The organism is Anaerocolumna sedimenticola, assembly GCF_009931695.1.
Lineage (GTDB): Bacteria > Bacillota > Clostridia > Lachnospirales > Lachnospiraceae > Anaerocolumna > Anaerocolumna sedimenticola.
Window position 1 is genome coordinate 852,273 of the sequence record NZ_CP048000.1, and the last position, 20,971, is coordinate 873,243.

Genomic DNA, 20,971 nt, shown 5'->3' on the forward strand with positions numbered 1-20,971 from the left:
CGGATATTTTGGCCCCGATTTAACGGGGAGTTACTTCCTAAAATTTGTTAGGGTTTTATATGTATGTACAGGGAATACACATGTCTTTCACAGGAAGATATATTAACATACTTTCCTATTAATTGCAACTACTTTTTTGAATAAATTCTCATAACTATTCAAATTTTTCGATTAATTATAGAATTTCAAAGGGGATTCGCCCTAATAATAGATGCAAAAAGAGATTGTCTCCTATTCATTTTAGAGACAATCTCTTCAAAGAGCAAACACTGCAATTATTCATTGACAAGATTCAGTCCGATTCTGAAAGCTGCCTTCCTTTAAACATCAGAATTGCAGAGTTTGCTTTATTGGTTGGCCATGAGGCTTTGAATATTTTCCTGTTCATTTGATGATAATATTCCGTCATGATCTAACAGAAGTATCATCCTGCCGTTAATATTTGCCACACACTTGATATAGGAAGTGTGAATGCTTTTTACAATGGTTGGTGTTTCACTGATATTCTCAGCAGATATCTCCAGTATTTCTTTTACCGCATCTACTTCATAAGCCAGGAATATACCATTTGATTTTGTAATTATCAATTTTGTATTATCATCCATTTCTTTCTCTGCTAAGCTAAACTTCCTGCGCAGAGAAAATACCGGAATAACATCCCCTCTAAGATTGATAATTCCCCGGATATAGGATGGTGCATTAGGAATCGGTATCAAATCGGTATACTTTTCAATCGCATTAACTATCATGATATCCAATCCGAATTCTTCATCACCTAAAGTAAATATAACCTGCTTTGTTTGATTTTTCTGTACGTTTTTTGTTATCTCCATCTTTCGTACCCCTTCTTTCATCCATCAGTGATTCAGCCAAAGTGATAACTATCACACTTCGCTAATTAGATCATTTATTATTTATTTATACTTAACCATTTTAAGTATTCATTAATAAACGGATCCAGATTACCATCCAGTACGCTTGCCGCATTACCTACTTCCGCATTGGTTCTATGATCCTTTACCATGGTATAAGGCTGCATAACATAGGATCTGATCTGGCTTCCCCAACCGATTTCCTTAATTTCACCCCGGATACCGGATTCTTTTTCCTGATTTTCCTGCTGTTTTAAAAGATAAAGCTTTGCCTTTAACATCTGCATGGCTTTATCTTTATTTTGAAATTGAGAACGTTCATTCTGACATTGTACCACAATACCGGTTGGTATATGAGTAATTCGAATCGCCGATGAGGTTTTGTTAACATGCTGTCCACCCGCACCACTGGAACGGAATGTATCAATCCTTAAGTCTCCTTCATCGATTTCAATTCCGGTGTCCTCTTCAATATCAGGCATAACATCACAGGATACAAAGGATGTCTGTCTTTTTCCTGCCGCATTAAATGGGGAAATACGAACCAGACGGTGTACACCTCTTTCGGATTTTAAATGGCCATAAGCATTCAAGCCGTTAATCTGTAAGGTAACGGATTTAAGTCCTGCTTCTTCTCCATCCAGGAAGTCCAGCATTTCTGTCGTATATCCTTTTTTATCCGCCCACTTTTGATACATTCTGCAGAGCATACTGGCCCAATCACAACTTTCCGTACCTCCGGCTCCCGCATGTAAGGTTAATATGGCATTATATTTGTCATATTCTTCGGATAAAAGAGTATTCAGACGCAACTCATCCAGTTCTTCCTTAAATTTATCTAACATTTCTTCTATCTCTGGAATCAGGGACGGATCATTTTCTTCGTAACCCATCTCAATCATTGTAGCAATGTCATCATAATCTCTTTTTAATGCATTATATTCCTCAACAATATCTTTTAGATTCTTTAATTCCTTGACATATCCTCCGGACTTTTCCGTAGAATCCCAGAAATTAGGTTCCTCCATGATATGTTCTATCATGTCGATTCGATCTAATTTACCTGCAAGGTCAAAGTGAATCCCCCACTTCAATTAATGGCTGTTCGTAGGTACTAAGACTATATTTTAACTGATCTAATTCAACCACTATTTCACCTCTTTCATATATATTATTTTATGTTAGGTAATTGCAAAACTCTAAAGTTTTTAATATACCATACAATTAATACGAATTTCATAGCTCCAGTTGCCCTTAGAGCAAAATTCAGCTCTGAAATTCGTATTAATCACATGGTTTATAAATACAATAATTTAGTTTCGCAATAACCTATGGAAATGGTTTTAACGTATGCCACCAATGGTTAACTTCTTCCGCAGCAATATTTATACTTCTTACCGCTTCCGCATGGACAAGGATCATTTGGTTGAATCTTTTTACCAACACGTCTTACAGGCCCTTGCTGTACCGTATCATCTTTATTGGTACCGGTTACTTTGGCAACCTGTTCTCTTTCCACATTCTGTTCAATACGGACATGCATCAAAGCTTTAACCGTATCTTCACGGATTGCATCTGTCATTTCATCAAACATTTCAAAGCCCATAAATTTAAATTCAACTAGCGGATCTCTTTGTCCATATGCCTGCAGACCAATACCCTGACGTAATTGGTCCATATCGTCAATATGATCCATCCATTTTCTATCAATAACCTTTAATAAAATAACACGTTCAATTTCCCTGAGATGTTCTTTTTCAGGAAATTCTGCTTCTTTTGCTTCATAAAGACTAACCGCATCTTCTTTTAACTTCTGAATCAGTTCATTTTTCTTATAATATTTCAAATTGGAAGGATCCTGTACAATCGGTTCCAGAGGAATAATAGGTATTAATAAATTGTTTAATTCATTTAAATCCCATTCTTCCGGCAGCTGATCGTCACTGATACTGGTGTTAACGCAATCTTCCACCGTATCGGTTATCATTTTGAAGATGGAATCCCTCATACTTTCACCGTCAAGAACTCTTCTTCTTTCGGCATAAATAATTTCTCTCTGGTCATTATTAACCTGGTCATACTCTAACAAATTCTTTCTGATACCAAAGTTATTATTCTCTATTCTTGTCTGAGCTTTCTCAATGGCGTTGCTTAACATCTTATGTTCAATCTGTTCCCCTTCCGGTAAACCTAAGGAATTGAACATACCCATTAAACGTTCGGAACCAAATAAACGCATTAAATCATCTTCCAGGGAAATAAAGAAACGGGATTCACCGGGGTCACCCTGACGTCCGGCACGACCTCTTAACTGGTTATCAATACGTCTGGATTCATGACGTTCCGTACCGATAATCTTAAGTCCGCCGGCATCTACTACTCCTTCGCCTAATTTAATATCCGTACCACGTCCGGCCATATTGGTAGCAATGGTTACAGCGCCTGGCTGTCCTGCATCAGCGATGATTTCAGCTTCTAATTCATGAAATTTCGCATTTAAAACCTTATGCTGTATATTTTTTTTCTTTAACAATTCGCTGATTTCTTCCGAAGCTTCAATTGTAATCGTACCTACCAGTACTGGTTGGCCTTTTTTATGAGATTCAATAATTTCATTTATTACCGCATTTAACTTCTCGCGTTTGGTCTTATAAACCGCATCCTGTCTGTCAATACGGGCTACCGGTAAATTCGTGGGAACTTCAATTACGTCCATTCCATAGATATCTCTGAATTCCTTTTCTTCCGTTAAAGCAGTACCGGTCATACCGCTCTTCTTACCGTATTTATTAAAGAAGTTCTGGAATGTAATGGTTGCCAGAGTTTTGCTTTCCCTTTTTACCTTTACTTTTTCCTTTGCTTCTATCGCCTGGTGAAGACCGTCGGAATAACGTCTTCCCGGCATGATACGTCCGGTAAATTCATCTACGATTAATACTTCATCATCTTTAACAACATAATCTTTATCACGGAACATTAAATTATGAGCTCGTAATGCTAATATAATATTATGCTGTATCTCTAAGTGCTCCGGATCCGCAAGGTTTTCAATTTTGAAAAAGTTTTCTACTTTTGCAACACCTTCTGCAGTAAGGTTAACATTTTTATCTTTTTCATTAACAATGAAATCGCCTTCTTCTTCGATCTCTTCTTTCATTAATGCTGCCATCTTGGTTAATTCAGCACTTTCTTTACCACGTACCAGCTGTCTTGCTAAAATATCACAAGCTTCATATAATCTGGTGGATTTACCGCTTTGTCCGGAGATAATAAGCGGAGTTCTGGCTTCATCAATTAATACGGAGTCAACTTCATCGATGATTGCATAATGAAGCCCTCTTTGTACCAGCTGCTCTTTATAAATAACCATGTTATCTCTCAGATAATCAAATCCCAATTCATTATTGGTAGCATAGGTTATATCGCAGGCATATGCTTCTCTTCTTTCGTCGTTATCCATACTATTTAAGATAACACCAACTTTAAGTCCTAAAAATTCATGAATTTTTCCCATCCACTCGGCATCACGTTTTGCCAGGTAATCATTAACGGTAACGATGTGAACACCCTTGCCCTCTAAGGCATTTAAATAAGCGGGAAGGGTTGAAACTAAAGTTTTACCTTCACCGGTTCTCATTTCTGCAATTCTTCCCTGATGCAGAATAACACCACCCATTAACTGAACCCGGAAATGTCTGAGCCCTAAAACTCTTTTTGCTGCTTCTCTTACTACTGCATAGGCCTCCACCATGATATCATCCAAGGTTTCGCCGTTTTTAAGTCTATTTTTAAATTCGATTGTTTTATTTCTTAATTCTGCATCGGAAAGATTTACTATAGTAGGTTCAAGCGCTTCAATTTGATCTACAATAGGAATAATTAATTTTATTTCTCTTTCACTGTGTGTACCAAATATCTTAGTTATAAAGCTCATATTCGTTTCACTCCTGTATTATTCTGTAATCAGTAAATGATAAGTTTAGTGTTATGGCTTACCCCAGGCAGCCTTGAATGACGCATAAAAATCAGCGGAAATATTATAATAAATTCTCGCCGGACCTATTATAATACTTTAAAAAAACTGAATAAACAGTTTCGTTTTCACAGTTCAACCTATATTGTATCATTTACGCTTATACTATTCAACACTTTTCGTAAAGTATACCCTATTGGAAATATTTTCGCAAGCAAAAAGTCTATCAAAGCAGCGTCATAACCAATCATCAAGAGTTCAAATGCGCGTTTGATTTATTGCAAGCATGCTTACCAATTCTTACTTTACTATCACAGAAATTATTAAAGGGGGCTTCACAGCCCCTTAATTCAATAAGATCGTATTCCCTTTCTTATTGGTATAATAACCATACCATAACGCTCGGCTTAATATTCCGGCTCTATTAATCCATAAGTATTACCCTTACGTTTATATACTACATTTACTTCATCTGTTTCCGCATTCCTGTATACGAAAAAATTATGTCCTAATAATTCCATCTGTACGCACGCTTCTTCCGGATCCATCGGTTTTATGGCAAATTTCTTGGTTCTGATAATCTTAATGGTATCATCTTCTTCGAATTCATCATCCATAAAATTCTGGTTTAAGTTAGCTGCGGCCTGTTTTTGTTCTATAATTTTATTTTTATATTTTCTTAATTGACGTTCAATTATTTCTTCTACTAAATCAATGGATACATACATATCATTACTTGTCTGTTCTGCACGTACCATACTTCCTTTCATAGGAATTGTTACTTCTATTTTCTGCCTTTCTTTTTCTACACTCATTGTTACATGGATTTCAGTATCAGGAGTAAAATATTTTTCCAGTTTGCCGATTTTTTCATAAACAGCAGTCTTAAGACCCTCTGTTACTTCAATATTTTTACCGCTAATAATATAACGCATATGAATCAACTCCTTTTAACTTTCTTATATAACTTTGTATCTGTATTATAACACAATTCGCAGGAGGTGACAAGCTATTTCCTGGTTTGTGAAAATACGTATTAATATTTATCTTTAATACTACAAATTTATTTATTATTTTTTATAATAATCCTATAAATCGCAATTTTTCGCCCAATTATTATTAATTGTACAACATATTTCTAATTTATTTGACAATAGATATATAAGTATCCTTTCTATCATAATATGAATTTATTCCCAATTTTATCATTACTTACAAAACAAATATTCGCGCTTGACAGCCTGTTCCTGTTCGACAGGGGTGGTTATTCGTTGTGGATAATGTGGATAACTTGGTGCATAACTTCTTTTTCGTGTAAAATCAAGCTTTCAAATTGTGGATAACTTTTGGATAACTACACAGGTAACGACACTCATATATCCACACGTCAAAGCATATACTATTCTTTTGTGCAATTTGTATATACTATATTTTGTCAAGAGCATTCTCCCAACGGATTATTCCAGGTATGAATTAACTACGATTTAATAAAATTCATACAATTTTTGAAACATTTTACCACATTCTATACAATAGGAAAGAACAACTTCCTATTGTCTGATGCACGGCGCGAAATCAGCGCCTTTTATCGGAAGATAAAAAGCATCTTCCGATAAGTTATATTATGCGTAATATTGACTGAAAAATTCATCTTTTTCAACAAAGAACCGCCGCAAAATATTATCTGTACCCAAAGCGGTGCATTTTCTCTCCGGTTCGCGTGCTCGTTGGAATTATTGCAAGCAAGCTTGCTAATTCTCACTTTGCTTTCGCGGAAATAAAAAATGCTGATTACGAATTAACATAATCAGCATTCTTAATATTCTTAATTTATAACTCTTCTTGCTTTATAAGGTGTACGGTAATCATAATTGGAAACCTTGATACCATCTCTTGGATTGCTTGCATGTACTACCCTGCCGCCGCCGATATATAAAGCAACATGTCCAACACTTCCGCTGCTGTTAGTGTAGAAAATCAAATCCCCTGGCTGAAGATTACCCATACTTACTTCGGAACCGGCTGATTGAGACTGGCTGCTGGAGGTTCTTGCAATACTATAACCAAAATGAGAATATATAGATTGCACAAAGCCTGAACAATCTGTACCACCGGTTAAGCTTGTACCACCATAGACATATGGATTACCAACAAAGTTTAGTGCATAATCTGCAATTTCATTTCCGGTTGAACTACCGGAACTTGAATTGTTATTATCAGATGATGAAGAATCATTTCTGGATTGTTCAGCATCTTCAGCTGCGTTTTCGGCATTTTCTCTATTCTGATTCTCTCTTTGTCTTTCTTCTTCCTGCTGTTCGGCTAATTTCTCCAGGCGTTCCTGCTCAGCCTTCTTAGCTTTTTCTTCTGCTTCTAATTTAGCTTTTTCTTCTTCAATAGAAATAGCATATTTAAATTCTACTTCTACTTTTACCAAATCTTTGGATACATATCCTGTTATCTGTTCCTGTATATCATTGGATTCATCTTCATCAACTAAAATTTCTACCCAATCTTTAAATTCTTTTTTTATGTAATACTTATCTCCTTCAGGAATTAATGCAACTACATCTGTATCGGTACTTTTGCCTTCCCTGACACGAACACCTTTTGCTGTTACAACTGCATATTTACTTGCAACATCATCTATCAGCTTTTCTGCATCTTCACCAATAGCTAAAAACTCAGATTTAATATATCCGTCTACATTACCGGAATGAATTTTAACCCAGTCGCCTTTCGTTTCAAGAATATCCGCAGCGCATCCGGGATAAAGCTTGCCAACTACTTCACTTTCCTGATCCGGCTTGCTCCTTATATTAACATAACTGCCTTCATCAGCGATAGATATCCCAAGATTGGCATAAGGTGATTCAATCTTAGTTTCTTCCGAAGTGCTTAATTTTGTAACCTTTTTTGTTGATAAGGTTTCTAACAATTTCTCTGCATCACCGGTTTTCTTATCTGCTGTAGCTGTGTAATAATTATCTAATACAGGAGTAATACCTGCAATTCCTATATCCGATGTACTCGTTGCTGCTTTTGCTGTAATGCCATAGCCTAATGATAACAACAATGCCGCTGTACATAAGGATGCTTTAAGAGCAATACCTTTTATCATATGAAAAGTGACCTCCTTGTAAAGTCATATGAATGTAATAATCCATTCATAATAAGTCATCATTTGTTGCATTTCTACGAATAAATGTTACAAATTTATTAAATACACTGAGGCCATTATATCAAATCATTCTACTCCTGTCAACCGAAATATGGCAAAAACACTCATATTTTTTATCCATTTTCACTAAAACCGACATTGTTTTTATTATTTTATATGCAATTTTCTTAATTACAGCGTATTTAAGTACTTTTCTACTGCTGTAATGGCATTTGCTCCATCGGAAGCTGCCGTAATAATCTGCCTTAATTCTTTGGTTCTTATATCACCGGCTGCAAATACTCCCGGTATATTAGTTTCACAATTTTCACTGGCTATGATATAACCGCCGGCATCTGCCTGGACAACGGATTTATACACTTCCGAATTCGGTATATTACCTACAGCAATAAAGATTCCATCAACAGATAATTCAGTACATTTTTCTGTATTCACGTTTTTAACCGTAATCTGTTCAACCTGTTCCTTACCTTTTATTTCTTCGACAACACTGTCCCATATAACTTCTACATTATCTAGTGACATTAATTTATTAATATAACTTCTTGCTGCCCTGAATTCATTCCTGCGGTGGATAACATAGACTTTTTTGCATAATCTGGCCAGAAATATGGCATCTTCCACTGCAACATCCCCCCCGCCTACAACTGCGGTTGTTTTGTTTCGGAAAAATGCACCGTCACAGGTTGCGCAGTAAGAAACACCCATACCGGATAATCTTTCTTCTCCTTCCACCCTAAGTTTACGCGGGTTGGCACCGGTAGCTATAATCGCCGTTTTACTCCTGTATTTGGTTCCGTCATCTAATGTGATTATTTTTATTCCGTCTTCCAGACTGAAGTTTACCACCTCACCGGTGATGAATTTCATATCCATACGGTCACAATGCTCCCTGAATTTGGTTCCTAACTCAAATCCGCTTATACCGGGAATACCCGGATAATTATCCACCTCATAAGTATTAATAATCTGTCCGCCGCTAATGGGTGCCTTTTCAATAATAATCGTATCTAATTCCGCTCTTCCTGCATATAGTGCTGCTGCTAAACCTGCCGGACCCGAACCGATTATAATTAAATCATAAATTTTATCCATATTAAAATTCCTCCATTCATTCTTTTTCTTTCATGTATACCATTTTTCATCACCCTGTGTTATAATAAAAGGGTATTGTAAAGATTCACAAAATCATCCTTTGAATAACGGATAGTAGTTATATTATACCACATTATATTAAATATTAAAAATCTTATTCCCTTCAATACTGCACTTTTAGAGGGAACCGTAGCCGGAAAGGAGAACTGCTTATGGATATTTCAATGGCATCCATGTTACAAAGTCAGTCACAAATAATTACACAGGTTAGTACGGCAGTACTTAATATGAATCTGGATACTGTAGAAGGAATGGGCGACAGCCTTGTTAAAATGATGGAGCAGTCCGTCAACCCTAATGTGGGACAGAATATCGATATCAAAATATAACTGCACTTTAAATGGAATAAACAAATAATATTATTTAACCTGAATTACCGATAAAGCCCGGCTTTTAATGGACAACCATTTAAGCCGGGCAATTTTTAATTCTTTATATTAAAATAAAAACAAACGTATCACTGTATAAAAGTTTTCTGCATTCTGTTCCGGTACTGCAGGAGCAAATATTTCATTTACCAGCATAAGAGTTACACATATGATTATACCGGTAATCAGACTTACCGTGATTAATTTTCTTTTGGTTTGTGGTATCTCATAGAAAGAATCCTGCAGGCTTATATCCCCTTCTACGGTATAATTATCTGTCTGTGAGTATCCAACTCCCCCTCTGTTATTTCTCTTAAATATACTTTTCAAATGTTCCCATCTGCCGGAATTCTTTGCAATTGTCTTAAATACAATAAAAGCTAACACAGTAGTAATTACTGCTGTTATTCCATAGCTCTGAATGACATATCCTAAAGTCATGTCGTCAAGAATACCGGAATTCATGGATTTCATCAATTCGTCCGCATTAAACTTGTCGGGGCCATATAAGGTTTCCAAAAACTGAAACAGTTTCGGATATAAAGCCATAATTACTACCGATGTCCCATTAATAAAGAAATGTACAATCATCGTTGCCAGTATGGAATCCGTTGCTTCAATCAGAAGGGCAAAAACGATTCCCATGGCAAAGGCATAAGAAAACTGGTTTAAATTACCGTGTATGATGCCAAATAAAAATCCGCTTAAGAATACTCCTTTTAAAACATTTACCTTACTATACTCATTAAAAAATATACCACGGTATACCGACTCCTCTAATATACACGGCACAAAAGCCACCATAATAAGACTTAAGAAAAAGCCATTATTTTCAACAATGTTGTTCATAATATCCGTGGTATCATTTTGCACATACAACATGGATATGGCATTGATCAAGTTCATTAAAGGTGTTATCAGGTAGGCAAAGATAATAATCAAAATAATATTGGATATCTTTAATTTCTTAAACCGAATAGCCTGGGCAACATTAACTTTTTGTGTAATAAGATAAATCAATGAGGGAATTACAAGAATAATCTGGGACATTAAAAGTATCAAAAAATAGTTCCCGGTAAATTCAAAAATCCAGGTATTTATCACGGATCCCACTATGGATAAAAGAACCGTTATTAAAAACACCCGGTTCACTGACTTTATTCTATTCATAAAGCTTTACACCTGCTTTTCATCATCTATTTTCTTAACTAATACATTTAACCAAACCTCTTCACCATGTTCATTTCTGACATCGGGAGTTTTCCATATCTCCATTATCTCAAGTTCAGTAAATTTATTAATGATATCTTTCATTTCTTTTGTTCTAAAATCATTAAAATACCGTCCATTTCTAAAGCCTGAAAAATCACCATGTTTAAAGGACATATATAATACGCCGCCCGGCTTTAAGCATTTTATTACTTTGCCAAAGATTTCTTCAAATTCATCCGGCGTTATATGTAAAAGTGATGCGCATGCCCAAATACCGTCGAATACTTCATCAAAATCCAGTTCAGTGAATTGCATATGCAGAACATCCTGTCCAATATGTATGGAAGCTAATTCACATAATTCTTTTGAACCATCTATCGCAGTTACATCAAAACCTCTTTGAATCAGATTTAAGCTGTCTCTACCGGAACCGCAGCCCAAATCAAGAATTTCTCCGCCTTCTGGTAAATAACTGATAAATTTATCTAAGATATCTTCCATATCTAATTCCACTGTACTTTCAAAGTATAAATTCGCGTACTTATTATAATAGTCTATCGAGTCCAACAAAACCCATCCTTTCAATCCCAATACGGTCACATCCGTTAGAAACATGTTAAGCCAGTTTCTCCGGTACGCGCGCTCGTTTTAACGTTAAAATTGTTTCATAATGAGCAGTAACGCCAAGCTTACTTTACAGACTGACAAAGCACTTGTAAACGCTCACATTACTTTCGCGCAAATAAAAATCGGTATTATGATTTAGCTAAAAACTTGTTATTAACCTGCAATATTATTATTATAGCAAACAACAGATAAAATATCCAGTATATTACACCGGAATTTTATTACATTACTGCTAATTAAATGTATATCATAAAGCAGCAATTGCTTCAATTTCTATCAGAACATCTTTGGGAAGTCTTGCAACTTCTACGCAAGATCTGGCAGGGCAGTCTTTTGTAAAGAACTTAGCATAAACTTCATTCATTGCTGCAAAGTCATTCATATTTTTTATAAATACAGTGGTTTTTACCACATGATCCATACTGGTACCGCAGGATTCCAATAAAGCTGATAAACTTTTTAAGACACGTTCTGCCTGTACCGTAATATCACCCTCTACTATTGTTCCATCCTCCGGATTAATAGGAATTACACCGGATGTATAAACCATATTGTTTATTTCAATAGCCTGAGAATAAGGACCGATTGCTGCGGGTGCTTTCGTTGTACTAATTACTTTTTTCATATTTTCTTCTGACCTCCATATTATAATTTTCCGTTAATATAACAATTATATACCAACTGTTTCAGGATTTCACCTCTTTTCTGAAATAACTCCAATTTCTGTGTTTTACAGGCTGAATTGTAACAAATGACCTCGCGGTACCATAGGCTGAACTGTAACATGGTTTCAATTATTATAAATCTAATAATTTTGTATCAAATTATTTAAAATAATGCTATAATAAATGGTAAACCAACTAAGGAGTTATATTATGTACAGTTTTAAAAGCCGTGTGCGCTATAGCGAAGTAGATAAAGAGAAAAAAATGGATATGTACTCCATTATCAATTATTTCCAGGACTGCAGCACTTTTCAGTCAGAAGATATTGGTATGGGACTGGCATATTTAGAGAAAAATAAACGTGTCTGGTTAATGAACGCCTGGCAGATCATTGTTAATCGGTTTCCCTCTCTTGGAGAAGAGATTACTGTTTCTACCTGGGCTTATGATTTTAATAGTATGTACGGATACCGCAATTTTATGATCGAAGACACTAACGGTCAGATATCCGCGGTCGCAAATTCCATCTGGGTTTATATGGATACGGAAAATTATCGCCCCATAAAGGTTACCGAAGCGGATATCCGCGGTTATAATCCTGAAAAAAAATTTGAGATGGATTATGCTCCCCGAAAGATTAATATACCCAAAAATCTTGACAGTTTAGCAGAATTTCCCGTTATCCGAGCCAATATCGACACCAATAATCATGTTAATAATGGGCAATATATAAAAATGGCAGAGGAATTCCTGCCAAGCGGTTTTAGAATCAGACAAATGAGAGCAGAATACAGAATGTCAGCGGTTTTAGGCGATATTATCGTACCCATGGTATGCAGGGAGAACAGTACATATACGGTGGTTCTTGCAAATCAGGAAGGAAAACCGTTTACTATTATTGAATTCAAACAACAGGAAGAATAGTGAATTATAGCTAAATTCACTTAGAAAAAGCCAGTAAAATGGCTTCTTTCATGGGATTTTATGCCGCAGCCGGCGGCAGAAAGAGAGGTATTAGTTTTAATGATAAAATTAGGTGAAGTTCAAACTTTAGAAGTTATAAAAACCACTGACTTTGGAGTTTATCTTGGTGAACCGGGTAAGGATTACAGTTCCGCAGATTCTTCAATTGCAAGCCGCCCAAAATGGGAAAACAGGAGTTATAACGGAAATCGGCCGGCCAAATCAGGACAAGGCATACATGTAAATGACCTAAGTAAAATTTTATTGCCGAAAAATCAAGTATCAAGCGGAATTAAATTAGGCGATCAAATCGAGGTCTTTATATATAAAGATTCAGAAGACCGTCCTATTGCCACAACAACAATTCCGGTTCTGACATTAGGTAAAACTGCTCTTTTAAGAGTTAAAGAAGTAACCTCTATCGGTGCTTTCTTAGAATGGGGTTTGGCTAAGGATTTACTGCTTCCGTTTAAAGAACAGACTGCCAGAGTTCATTCAGGAGAGGATGTTCTGGTATCTCTTTATATTGATAAAAGTGAACGGCTATGTGCAACAATGAAAGTTTATGACTATCTGGACTGCAATTCCCCTTATCAAAAAAATGATAAAGTTATTGGTACGGTATATGAAATTGTAGATAGTTTTGGAGCTTTTGTGGCAGTGGACAACCGTTATTGTGCATTAATCCCCACGAAAGAATTATATCGTCCTTTAAAAGTAGGTGACAGTGTGGAGGCAAGAGTTACACAGGTGAAAGTTGACGGTAAACTGGATCTAAGTATCAGGGAAAAATCTTATGTGCAGCTGGATTCCGATGCGGAATTGATTTTTAACAAATTACAGGAAGCCGGCGGTTTTCTTCCCTACCATGATAAAACAGATGCAGAGGTTATTAAAACCCAATTTAACCTGAGTAAAAATGCATTTAAAAGAGCTATCGGAAGACTTATGAAAGAAGAAAGAATAACCATATCGGATACCGGAATTACTGAAGTTAAGTAAGTGGTACCATTCTGCAACAATAACCGATTAGTTATAAGGAAAAGAGGATGACAGTAACTTATTATTACTGCCATCCTCTTTTTATACTTTAAGCTTTACTAAATTAATAATCTGCAGTTTAATAAACTTAATAATTTAATCCGATGTTTTCGAGTTATTTTCTGTCCAGAAACCTTATTTTACCGTTTGGATCCTTAAAATCCTTTTTCTTATACTGAGGTTCTTCTTCCTCCTTGTACAAGCTTCCAAAATTATTTACCAGCTTATCTTTGCAAGCCTTACAGAACCTTCCGGTTTTAATCATGGTACCGCAATTTTCACATTCAATACCAATCGGGGAATCTGGAGAAAATGCAAGCCGCTCTTCCCTGATCCACTTCTGGATCTGCATGGTAGAAACATCATTTTCTTCTGCTACTTCTGCAATTCCAGCCCCGGGGTGATTATAGATATATTCCTTAACTACCGAAAACTTTTCATCAAGGGCCTTTAAACAAGCATTGCACAGAGGCGGCTGCCCGCTGATATAATTATATAATTTCCCGCAACTTTTACAGTTTCGTACATCCATATCTTTCTCCTCCTTAGTATCCTTTACCAATACAAATACTTAGAAAATAAACTTCTTTTATACCATTTTGTAACAATATATTCGAACAGGCTTCAATAGTACTGCCTGTGGTATAAATATCATCTATTAACATTACACTATGAATCGATTTTAATATCTTATTACTCTCCTCCGCCGAATAAGTAAATGCTTTTTCTAAGTTTTTTAACCTTTCTTTATCATTTAGTAGTTTTTGAGGCAACGTTTTTTTATCTCTTTGCAGGAGATGGGATAATACGGTTATATTCAGTTTTTTACCAATACCCTTTGCTAAGATATCTGCCTGATTATAACCTCTTTGCATTAACTTCGATTTATGTATCGGTATCGGTACCAATACCTCCGGAGCTATTGATTTTATTTCATTACCATAATGTTTAATTATCTCATCAATATAAAAGTCACTATATTCTCTTCTGCCATGAAATTTAAAATCTGCTATGGATTTTTTCATGGATGAGTCATAAACCCACATAGCATAACCTTTACTATAATGATGGTTCTTAGTCTCGCAGTCATAGCAGTATTCCCTTTCTTCCGATTCTATGGGTTTACTGCATTTTTTACAGCGAGGTTCTTCGATTGGCTTTAACTTTAATTTACAAGGAGGACATACCAACTGTCCTCTGGGTTCCACAATTTCACCGCAAATTGGACATCTTCGCGGATATAAAATAGTAACGATAGATTCTAACAAAATTATCCCCCTGTGCTATACTCTCCCCTGTTATACAACTCGTTTTAAAATAATTTTTCCGGATAAACTCCCTGATTGATTAAAGTTCTGAAAGATTCCACTACCATTTGTTTATCTTCTTTATAGGTAACACCGAACCATTTATCATTGGAGGATAAAACATGTACTACTGCTTTATCTTCCTTTACTAATCTTCCGACTTCCTCAGGAAGTAAATACTCTGATTTTAATTCACTTCCATGTTCCTTTAAGAATGTAATGAAACCTGTTTCCAGTTCATCAAAAAGTCCTGTTGTAAATCCCCACATGTTCATAGATACGGCACTATTTAAATTAATTTCAATTTCACCGCCTTTGCCGTCAGAAGCCACGGCCATATCTCCCTTTTGCTCGATTTCTCTCGTTTCAACAATATCTACCAGGAAGCCGTTCTCATCAACCTTACAAACTCCTCTGGTAACCGTGCCATTTTCACTTAGGGTATTTCCCAATACAAAACCAGCCATACAGAAATTATTCTTATCGTTTGATTCTAAATTAGCCAGATAATCATGCACCTTAACAAAGGCCTCTTTACCGTAATAATCATCTGCATTAATAACCGCAAATGGCTCTTTTACAACATCTTTGCAGGATAAGACTGCCTGTCCGGTTCCCCAGGGTTTTGTTCTGTCTTCCGGTTTACTAAAACCTGCCGGGAGATTATCCATTTCCTGAAATACGTATTCAACTTCAATTATTTTAGAGATCCGATTGCCAATAACTTCTATAAAATCCTGTTCCAGGTCTTTACGGATAATAAATACCACTTTATTAAAACCTGCTTTTATGGCATCGTAAATGGAATAGTCCATTATAATTTCTCCGCTCGGCCCCACCGGCTCTAACTGTTTGATTCCTCCATATCTGCTTCCCAGGCCTGCCGCCATAATGACTAACGTAGTTTTTTTCATAATTTTCCCCTTTCGTTTCCGATATCTACAAATTCTATATTATAATGTATCTTTTGTACAAATCCAATAAGTTTATATTCTTATTTTATTTATGTCATTTACCCTTTTGGATTTTATTACTTCTTTGTCTTTAAGTAAAACATTCTCTAAATAAAGTAAATTTATATCTTTATTATAACCCAGACTTCCACATTTTGCATCAGTAAATTGTCCTTATTTCAGATATAACTCCCTGATCCGTTCAGAAAGTCCGGAGAATCTTTTCTGTTCACTTTCATTATCTATCATCATCTGTACGACATCCTGACTGCCGACAATGGTAACACAATTTTTGGCTCTGGTGACTGCTGTATATAAAAGGTTCCGATTAAGCAGCATTCTGGGACCGGTTAATAAAGGCATAACGACTGCCGGGTACTCGCTTCCCTGTGACTTATGGATGGTAATCGCATAAGCCAATTCCAATTCTTCCAACTGGCTAAACGTATATTCAACCATTCTGCCCTCATCGAACTCTACCGTTACCTGCTCGGCAAATAAATTTATCTCTTTTATAATTCCCGTATCACCATTAAAAATTCCTGTACCATTTTCCGTAGTAATTCCATATCTGCTCTTTATCTCCCAGGTCAGCTGATAATTATTTTTTATCTGCATAACCTTATCCCCTTCTCTGAAAATGCAGTTATGAAATTCTTTCTCTTTTTTATCCGGTGAGGGAGGATTAAGAAATTGCTGTAACACCTGATTTAACCGTTCCACTCCTAATTCCCCTTTTCTCATGGGCGTTAATACCTGAATATCAAAAGAAGTCGCATTAACATATTTAGGCATTTTATCGCGTACCAGAGCAACAATTACCTGAATGATTACGGTTACATCATCCCGTTTCAATAAGAAGAAATCCTTGCTTTTATTATCCAGATTAATACGTTCTCCTGCATTGATTTTATGGGCATTAACAATAATATCACTTTCCGTCGCCTGTCTGAAAATTTTTGTCAATTTAACCACGTTAAATTGATGGGAATTAATAATGTCCTTCAATACATTACCTGGACCTACGGAGGGAAGCTGATTGACATCCCCAACCAGAATTAATCTGGTACCAACGGTAATCGCACGCAGTAATGCATACATAATACTAATATCCACCATGGACATCTCATCGATGATAATAACATCCGTTTCCAGCGGATTTCCTTCATTTCTCTCAAAAATTAATTTATTGTCCATATCACCGGACATTTTTGAGATTTCCAACAACCGATGTATGGTTCTTGCTTCATAACCGGTAGTTTCCGTCATACGCTTAGCGGCTCTTCCTGTCGGTGCAGCTAATAAGATATCCATTCCTTCCGCTTCAAAAAAACGGATAATAGCGTTAATCGTAGTTGTTTTACCGGTACCGGGACCTCCTGTCACTACCAAGAGCCCATTTCTGGCAGCTTCTATTACCGCAGTACGCTGCATTTCATCTAATTCTATCTGAAACTGTTTTTCAACAGCTTTTAATCGATAATCAATTTCTATTAATGGTAAATCATATTTAATATTCAAATCACAAAGCATCTTGGCAGAATTTAATTCCAGATAAAATAAGCTGGCACCATAGATCTGTTTATAACCCTCACTTTCCCGGATCATTAGCTTTTTATCCATAGCCAGGTCTATAATATGATGTTCGATTCCCCTTACATCAACCCCCAGAAGTTCTGCTGTTCTGGCTGCTAACACATCTTCCGGTAAATATACATGTCCGGCAGTACTTGCCTGGAGCAAGGTATATAAAATACCAGCTTTCATACGATAATCAGAGTCTGTTCCGATACCTATTTTTGCAGCAATCTCATCCGCAAGTTTAAATCCGATTCCGCTTATATCCTCTGCCAGCTTGTAGGGATTTTCTTTTACAATCTGATACATTTTGGCGCCGTATTCTTTATATATTTTAACTGCCAGAGCAGTAGTAATACCAAATTGCTGAAGAAATAACATAGCTCCCCGCATGTCTTTTTTATCATCAAACTGTTTGGCAATTTCCCTTGCCATATTCTCGCTGATTCCTTTTACTTCGGCCAACCGTTCCGGTTCCTCTTCAATGATACGGAATGTATCCTTTTTAAACTTTCTTACAATTCGGGCAGCCAGTGCATTGCCAATCCCTTTGATTGCACCGGAACCTAAATATCTCTCCATAGACTGCAAATCTTCCGGCTCCATAAATTCATAACTCTGAACCTGGAATTGCTCACCATACAACTGATGCGCAGTGTAATTTCCGGTGGCACGAATAAATTCACCCTCGCTTATAAAAGTAAATGTTCCGACACAGGTCATTTCTACATCATCGTTTACCAAAGTTAAAACCGTATATCCATTCTCAGCATTCCTAAATACAATCTTATCTACATACCCTTCTAAAACTTCAGACAATTTATTCCCACCTCCTTATCCTGCTCTAAAAACTAATCCCCTTGCCAGATAACCGTAATTACCATTCTGCTGCAATTTAGCTTCCATCACAGTAACAATAACGCCTAGAAGGAAAGCCTGAACCTATATATCTGCTATAAACAGAGATTTCATAACAGCGTAAAATCTCAGTTATAAGTAAAAATTAATATAGGTTAGTCATATTTCTAGGCGTATTGCTATATAAAGACTATTTATGTATTTTATTTATTTCTTTTCATGGATTCGTAAAGCAGCTGTGCAATACCTAAATCTCCGCTATTTGTTACTTCATCCGCATATTCCTGATAAAGCCTGTCTCCGAAATAATCAAGATATTCATTATCTTCTTCATTTTTCGGAACTGTTTTCTTCATTTCTTTGAACACCTGCTCAACGAAATAAGATTCAAAACTCTTGCAAACATCCATTAACTCTTGATCCGAAGAGTTTTTGATGTTACCATTCAATTTTGCTTCCAGTTTGCTGGTGTTATTCGAGGTGTTAAGTGCGGAGGAAGCAGTAGTAAATACGGAATCATTTCCGATTGAAAAACTCATATTCTACCCCTGTTATCTGCGAAGATTGTTAGCCTGCTGTAACATTTCATCTGCTGCAGTGATTGACTTGGAATTCATCTCATACGCTCTCTGTGCAACAATAAGATCTACCATCTCATTTACTGCCTGCACATTGGAGCCCTCCAAAAATCCCGTCTTAATTACACTCTTCTTCAGATTAGCATCTTCATTCTCTAATCGTGCGGTACCGGAAGCTGCCGTTTCTTTTAATATACTATCGGAAGTCTTCTCTAGTCCGGCAGGGTTATTAAATTGGGCAAGACTGATTTGAATTCCCATTGGCTGTAATTTATCATTCTCATCGGGATATAGCAGGTTACCGCTCTCATCGATTTGCAAATCCGCAGTATTAATATTGGAATCCAATACTATAGGAGCACCTGTCGTATCCAGAATAGGATATCCTTCTGTTGTCGCTAACGTAATTCCATTGGCACCAACCGATAGACCAAACGCACCGTTTCGTGTATAACCAATGCTTCCATCGCTTGTCTGTACCCTGAAAAAGCCATTACCCTGGATACCGAAATCAAAATCATTTCCAGTTTCATTTAAATTACCTTGTGTATACTGGGATAAAATAGCAGAATTCCTTACTCCTAATCCAACCTGTATTCCTGAGGGTTTGTCCTCACCATTGGAATCGGTTGATTTTGTTTGTATCGTTTGATATAACAATGTTTTAAACTGAGCATTTTCTTTTTTATATCCTGTTGTATTAATATTAGCCAGGTTATTCGAAATGGTATCTACATTCGTTTGCTGTGATATCATACCGGAAGCGGCTGTCCATAATGAACGCATCATAGGCATATATCCTTTCTTATGTGAAAATTAATTATATTTTACCTACTGAATTAGCTGCAAGATCCAAAGTACCGTCTACGGTCTGAATCACTTTTTGATTTGCTTCATAAGCTCTAGTGACAGCGATCATATCAACCATCTCGGAAACAACATTTACATTGGACTGTTCGGTATATCCTTGTCTGATTTTAGATGTCCCTGTTGTTTCATTCGCTCCCTCAAGAGCTACATACATACTGTCACCTTGTTTCTGCAGGTAGTTATAATCCTCAAAATCAGTCGTTATGACTTTATCAATATAAACACCATCTGCATATACGGAACCATCTGCATCGATTGTTACATTCGCTGTATTAACCGGAATTGCAAGCTCTCCGCTCTCACCTACCAAAGTATTACCATTAGCATCCACCAGTTTTCCATCCTGGTTCATGGTAAAGGAACCATCCCTGGTATATTTAATGACTTCATTTCCATCCTTATCTTTCGTGGAAATATTAAAAAATCCTTTTCCTTCGATTGCCAGGTCATATGGGTTGCCGGTTTGTCTGAAAGAGCCTTGTCCATAATTAGTATAAACTTCACCCAACTTCACTCCAAGGCTCATTTTACCTATCGCTTTGTCATTATATTGTTCGGACGAATCTTTGATTTTTAGGGTTAATAAATTATCAAAAGACTGATTGGTAACATTATCTTTTTTATAACCAATCGTCGCTGCATTAGCAAGGTTATTAGATATAATATCCAGTCTTTTTTGTTCATTAGCCATTCCTGTCCATGCCGTATACAGACCTCTTACCATACTTTACTCCTATCTCCCCGTCACTTTGGGTTTATAAAGTTGTCTT

The 20,971-nt window shown here is 36.3% G+C and carries 19 protein-coding genes; 3 read left to right on the plus strand and 16 right to left on the minus strand.

Annotated features, from left to right (window positions below):
* Nucleotides 1-347 precede the first annotated feature (347 nt).
* The 6 genes from Ana3638_RS03750 to trxB form a co-directional block, all read right to left on the minus strand.
* Nucleotides 348-833 (minus strand): chemotaxis protein CheW, encoded by a 486-nt coding sequence (locus Ana3638_RS03750; protein WP_161836841.1) that lies wholly within the window; start codon nucleotides 831-833, stop codon nucleotides 348-350.
* 77 nt (nucleotides 834-910) lie between these two features.
* Nucleotides 911-2,021 (minus strand): peptide chain release factor 2 gene (prfB, locus tag Ana3638_RS03755; protein ID WP_161836842.1). Its coding sequence is split into 2 segments (ribosomal slippage): nucleotides 911-1,945 and nucleotides 1,947-2,021, totalling 1,110 coding nucleotides; the frame shifts between segments, so codons are not numbered across the junction.
* A gap of 214 nt (nucleotides 2,022-2,235) precedes the next feature.
* Nucleotides 2,236-4,806: a preprotein translocase subunit SecA gene (gene secA / locus Ana3638_RS03760; RefSeq protein WP_161836843.1), complete on the minus strand. Its 2,571-nt coding sequence runs from the start codon at nucleotides 4,804-4,806 to the stop codon at nucleotides 2,236-2,238.
* 446 nt (nucleotides 4,807-5,252) lie between these two features.
* A complete protein-coding gene (gene hpf, locus Ana3638_RS03765; RefSeq protein ID WP_161836844.1) occupies nucleotides 5,253-5,780 on the minus strand; it encodes a ribosome hibernation-promoting factor, HPF/YfiA family in 528 nt (175 codons plus the stop codon).
* A gap of 890 nt (nucleotides 5,781-6,670) precedes the next feature.
* Nucleotides 6,671-7,966, minus strand: coding sequence for a C40 family peptidase (locus tag Ana3638_RS03770; RefSeq protein ID WP_161836845.1), 1,296 nt, complete (start codon nucleotides 7,964-7,966; stop codon nucleotides 6,671-6,673).
* Nucleotides 7,967-8,197: 231 nt separating this feature from the next.
* A complete protein-coding gene (gene trxB, locus Ana3638_RS03775; protein WP_161836846.1) occupies nucleotides 8,198-9,121 on the minus strand; it encodes a thioredoxin-disulfide reductase in 924 nt (307 codons plus the stop codon).
* A gap of 212 nt (nucleotides 9,122-9,333) precedes the next feature.
* On the opposite strand from trxB, the gene Ana3638_RS03780 reads away from it, so the two are divergent.
* On the plus strand, nucleotides 9,334-9,510 hold the full coding sequence (locus Ana3638_RS03780; RefSeq protein ID WP_161836847.1) for a YjfB family protein: 177 nt from the start codon (nucleotides 9,334-9,336) through the stop codon (nucleotides 9,508-9,510).
* A gap of 108 nt (nucleotides 9,511-9,618) precedes the next feature.
* On the opposite strand, the gene Ana3638_RS03785 is transcribed toward Ana3638_RS03780, so the two are convergent.
* From Ana3638_RS03785 to Ana3638_RS03795, 3 genes are all read right to left on the minus strand, one after another.
* Nucleotides 9,619-10,719 carry a CPBP family intramembrane glutamic endopeptidase gene (locus Ana3638_RS03785; RefSeq protein ID WP_161836848.1) on the minus strand — a complete coding sequence of 367 codons (1,101 nt, stop codon included), beginning with the start codon at nucleotides 10,717-10,719 and terminating at the stop codon, nucleotides 9,619-9,621.
* A gap of 6 nt (nucleotides 10,720-10,725) precedes the next feature.
* Entirely contained in the window at nucleotides 10,726-11,376 is a 651-nt protein-coding gene (locus Ana3638_RS03790; protein WP_246240767.1) for a class I SAM-dependent methyltransferase, read from the minus strand.
* A 259-nt stretch (nucleotides 11,377-11,635) separates the two neighbouring features.
* Nucleotides 11,636-12,013 (minus strand): RidA family protein, encoded by a 378-nt coding sequence (locus Ana3638_RS03795; protein WP_161836849.1) that lies wholly within the window; start codon nucleotides 12,011-12,013, stop codon nucleotides 11,636-11,638.
* Between the two features lie 250 nt (nucleotides 12,014-12,263).
* Here Ana3638_RS03795 and Ana3638_RS03800 point away from each other — a divergent pair, with 250 nt between their 5' ends.
* The gene (locus Ana3638_RS03800; RefSeq protein ID WP_161836850.1) at nucleotides 12,264-12,977 is read left to right on the plus strand and encodes an acyl-[acyl-carrier-protein] thioesterase; all 714 of its coding nucleotides are present in this window, start codon (nucleotides 12,264-12,266) and stop codon (nucleotides 12,975-12,977) included.
* 99 nt (nucleotides 12,978-13,076) lie between these two features.
* A complete protein-coding gene (locus Ana3638_RS03805) occupies nucleotides 13,077-14,018 on the plus strand; it encodes a CvfB family protein (RefSeq protein ID WP_161836851.1) in 942 nt (313 codons plus the stop codon).
* A 154-nt stretch (nucleotides 14,019-14,172) separates the two neighbouring features.
* On the opposite strand, the gene Ana3638_RS03810 is transcribed toward Ana3638_RS03805, so the two are convergent.
* From Ana3638_RS03810 to flgF, 7 genes are all read right to left on the minus strand, one after another.
* On the minus strand, nucleotides 14,173-14,589 hold the full coding sequence (locus Ana3638_RS03810; RefSeq protein ID WP_161836852.1) for a flagellar protein: 417 nt from the start codon (nucleotides 14,587-14,589) through the stop codon (nucleotides 14,173-14,175).
* Between the two features lie 13 nt (nucleotides 14,590-14,602).
* The gene (locus tag Ana3638_RS03815) at nucleotides 14,603-15,325 is read right to left on the minus strand and encodes a ComF family protein (RefSeq protein WP_246240769.1); all 723 of its coding nucleotides are present in this window, start codon (nucleotides 15,323-15,325) and stop codon (nucleotides 14,603-14,605) included.
* 44 nt (nucleotides 15,326-15,369) lie between these two features.
* Nucleotides 15,370-16,278: a nucleotidyltransferase family protein gene (locus tag Ana3638_RS03820; RefSeq protein ID WP_161836853.1), complete on the minus strand. Its 909-nt coding sequence runs from the start codon at nucleotides 16,276-16,278 to the stop codon at nucleotides 15,370-15,372.
* A 213-nt stretch (nucleotides 16,279-16,491) separates the two neighbouring features.
* A complete protein-coding gene (gene recD2, locus Ana3638_RS03825; RefSeq protein ID WP_161836854.1) occupies nucleotides 16,492-18,714 on the minus strand; it encodes an SF1B family DNA helicase RecD2 in 2,223 nt (740 codons plus the stop codon).
* Nucleotides 18,715-18,956: 242 nt separating this feature from the next.
* Nucleotides 18,957-19,292, minus strand: coding sequence for a rod-binding protein (locus Ana3638_RS03830; protein WP_161836855.1), 336 nt, complete (start codon nucleotides 19,290-19,292; stop codon nucleotides 18,957-18,959).
* Nucleotides 19,293-19,304: 12 nt separating this feature from the next.
* Nucleotides 19,305-20,120: a flagellar basal-body rod protein FlgG gene (flgG, locus tag Ana3638_RS03835; protein ID WP_161836856.1), complete on the minus strand. Its 816-nt coding sequence runs from the start codon at nucleotides 20,118-20,120 to the stop codon at nucleotides 19,305-19,307.
* 31 nt (nucleotides 20,121-20,151) lie between these two features.
* Nucleotides 20,152-20,925 (minus strand): flagellar basal-body rod protein FlgF, encoded by a 774-nt coding sequence (gene flgF, locus Ana3638_RS03840; protein ID WP_161836857.1) that lies wholly within the window; start codon nucleotides 20,923-20,925, stop codon nucleotides 20,152-20,154.
* Nucleotides 20,926-20,971: the final 46 nt, after the last annotated feature.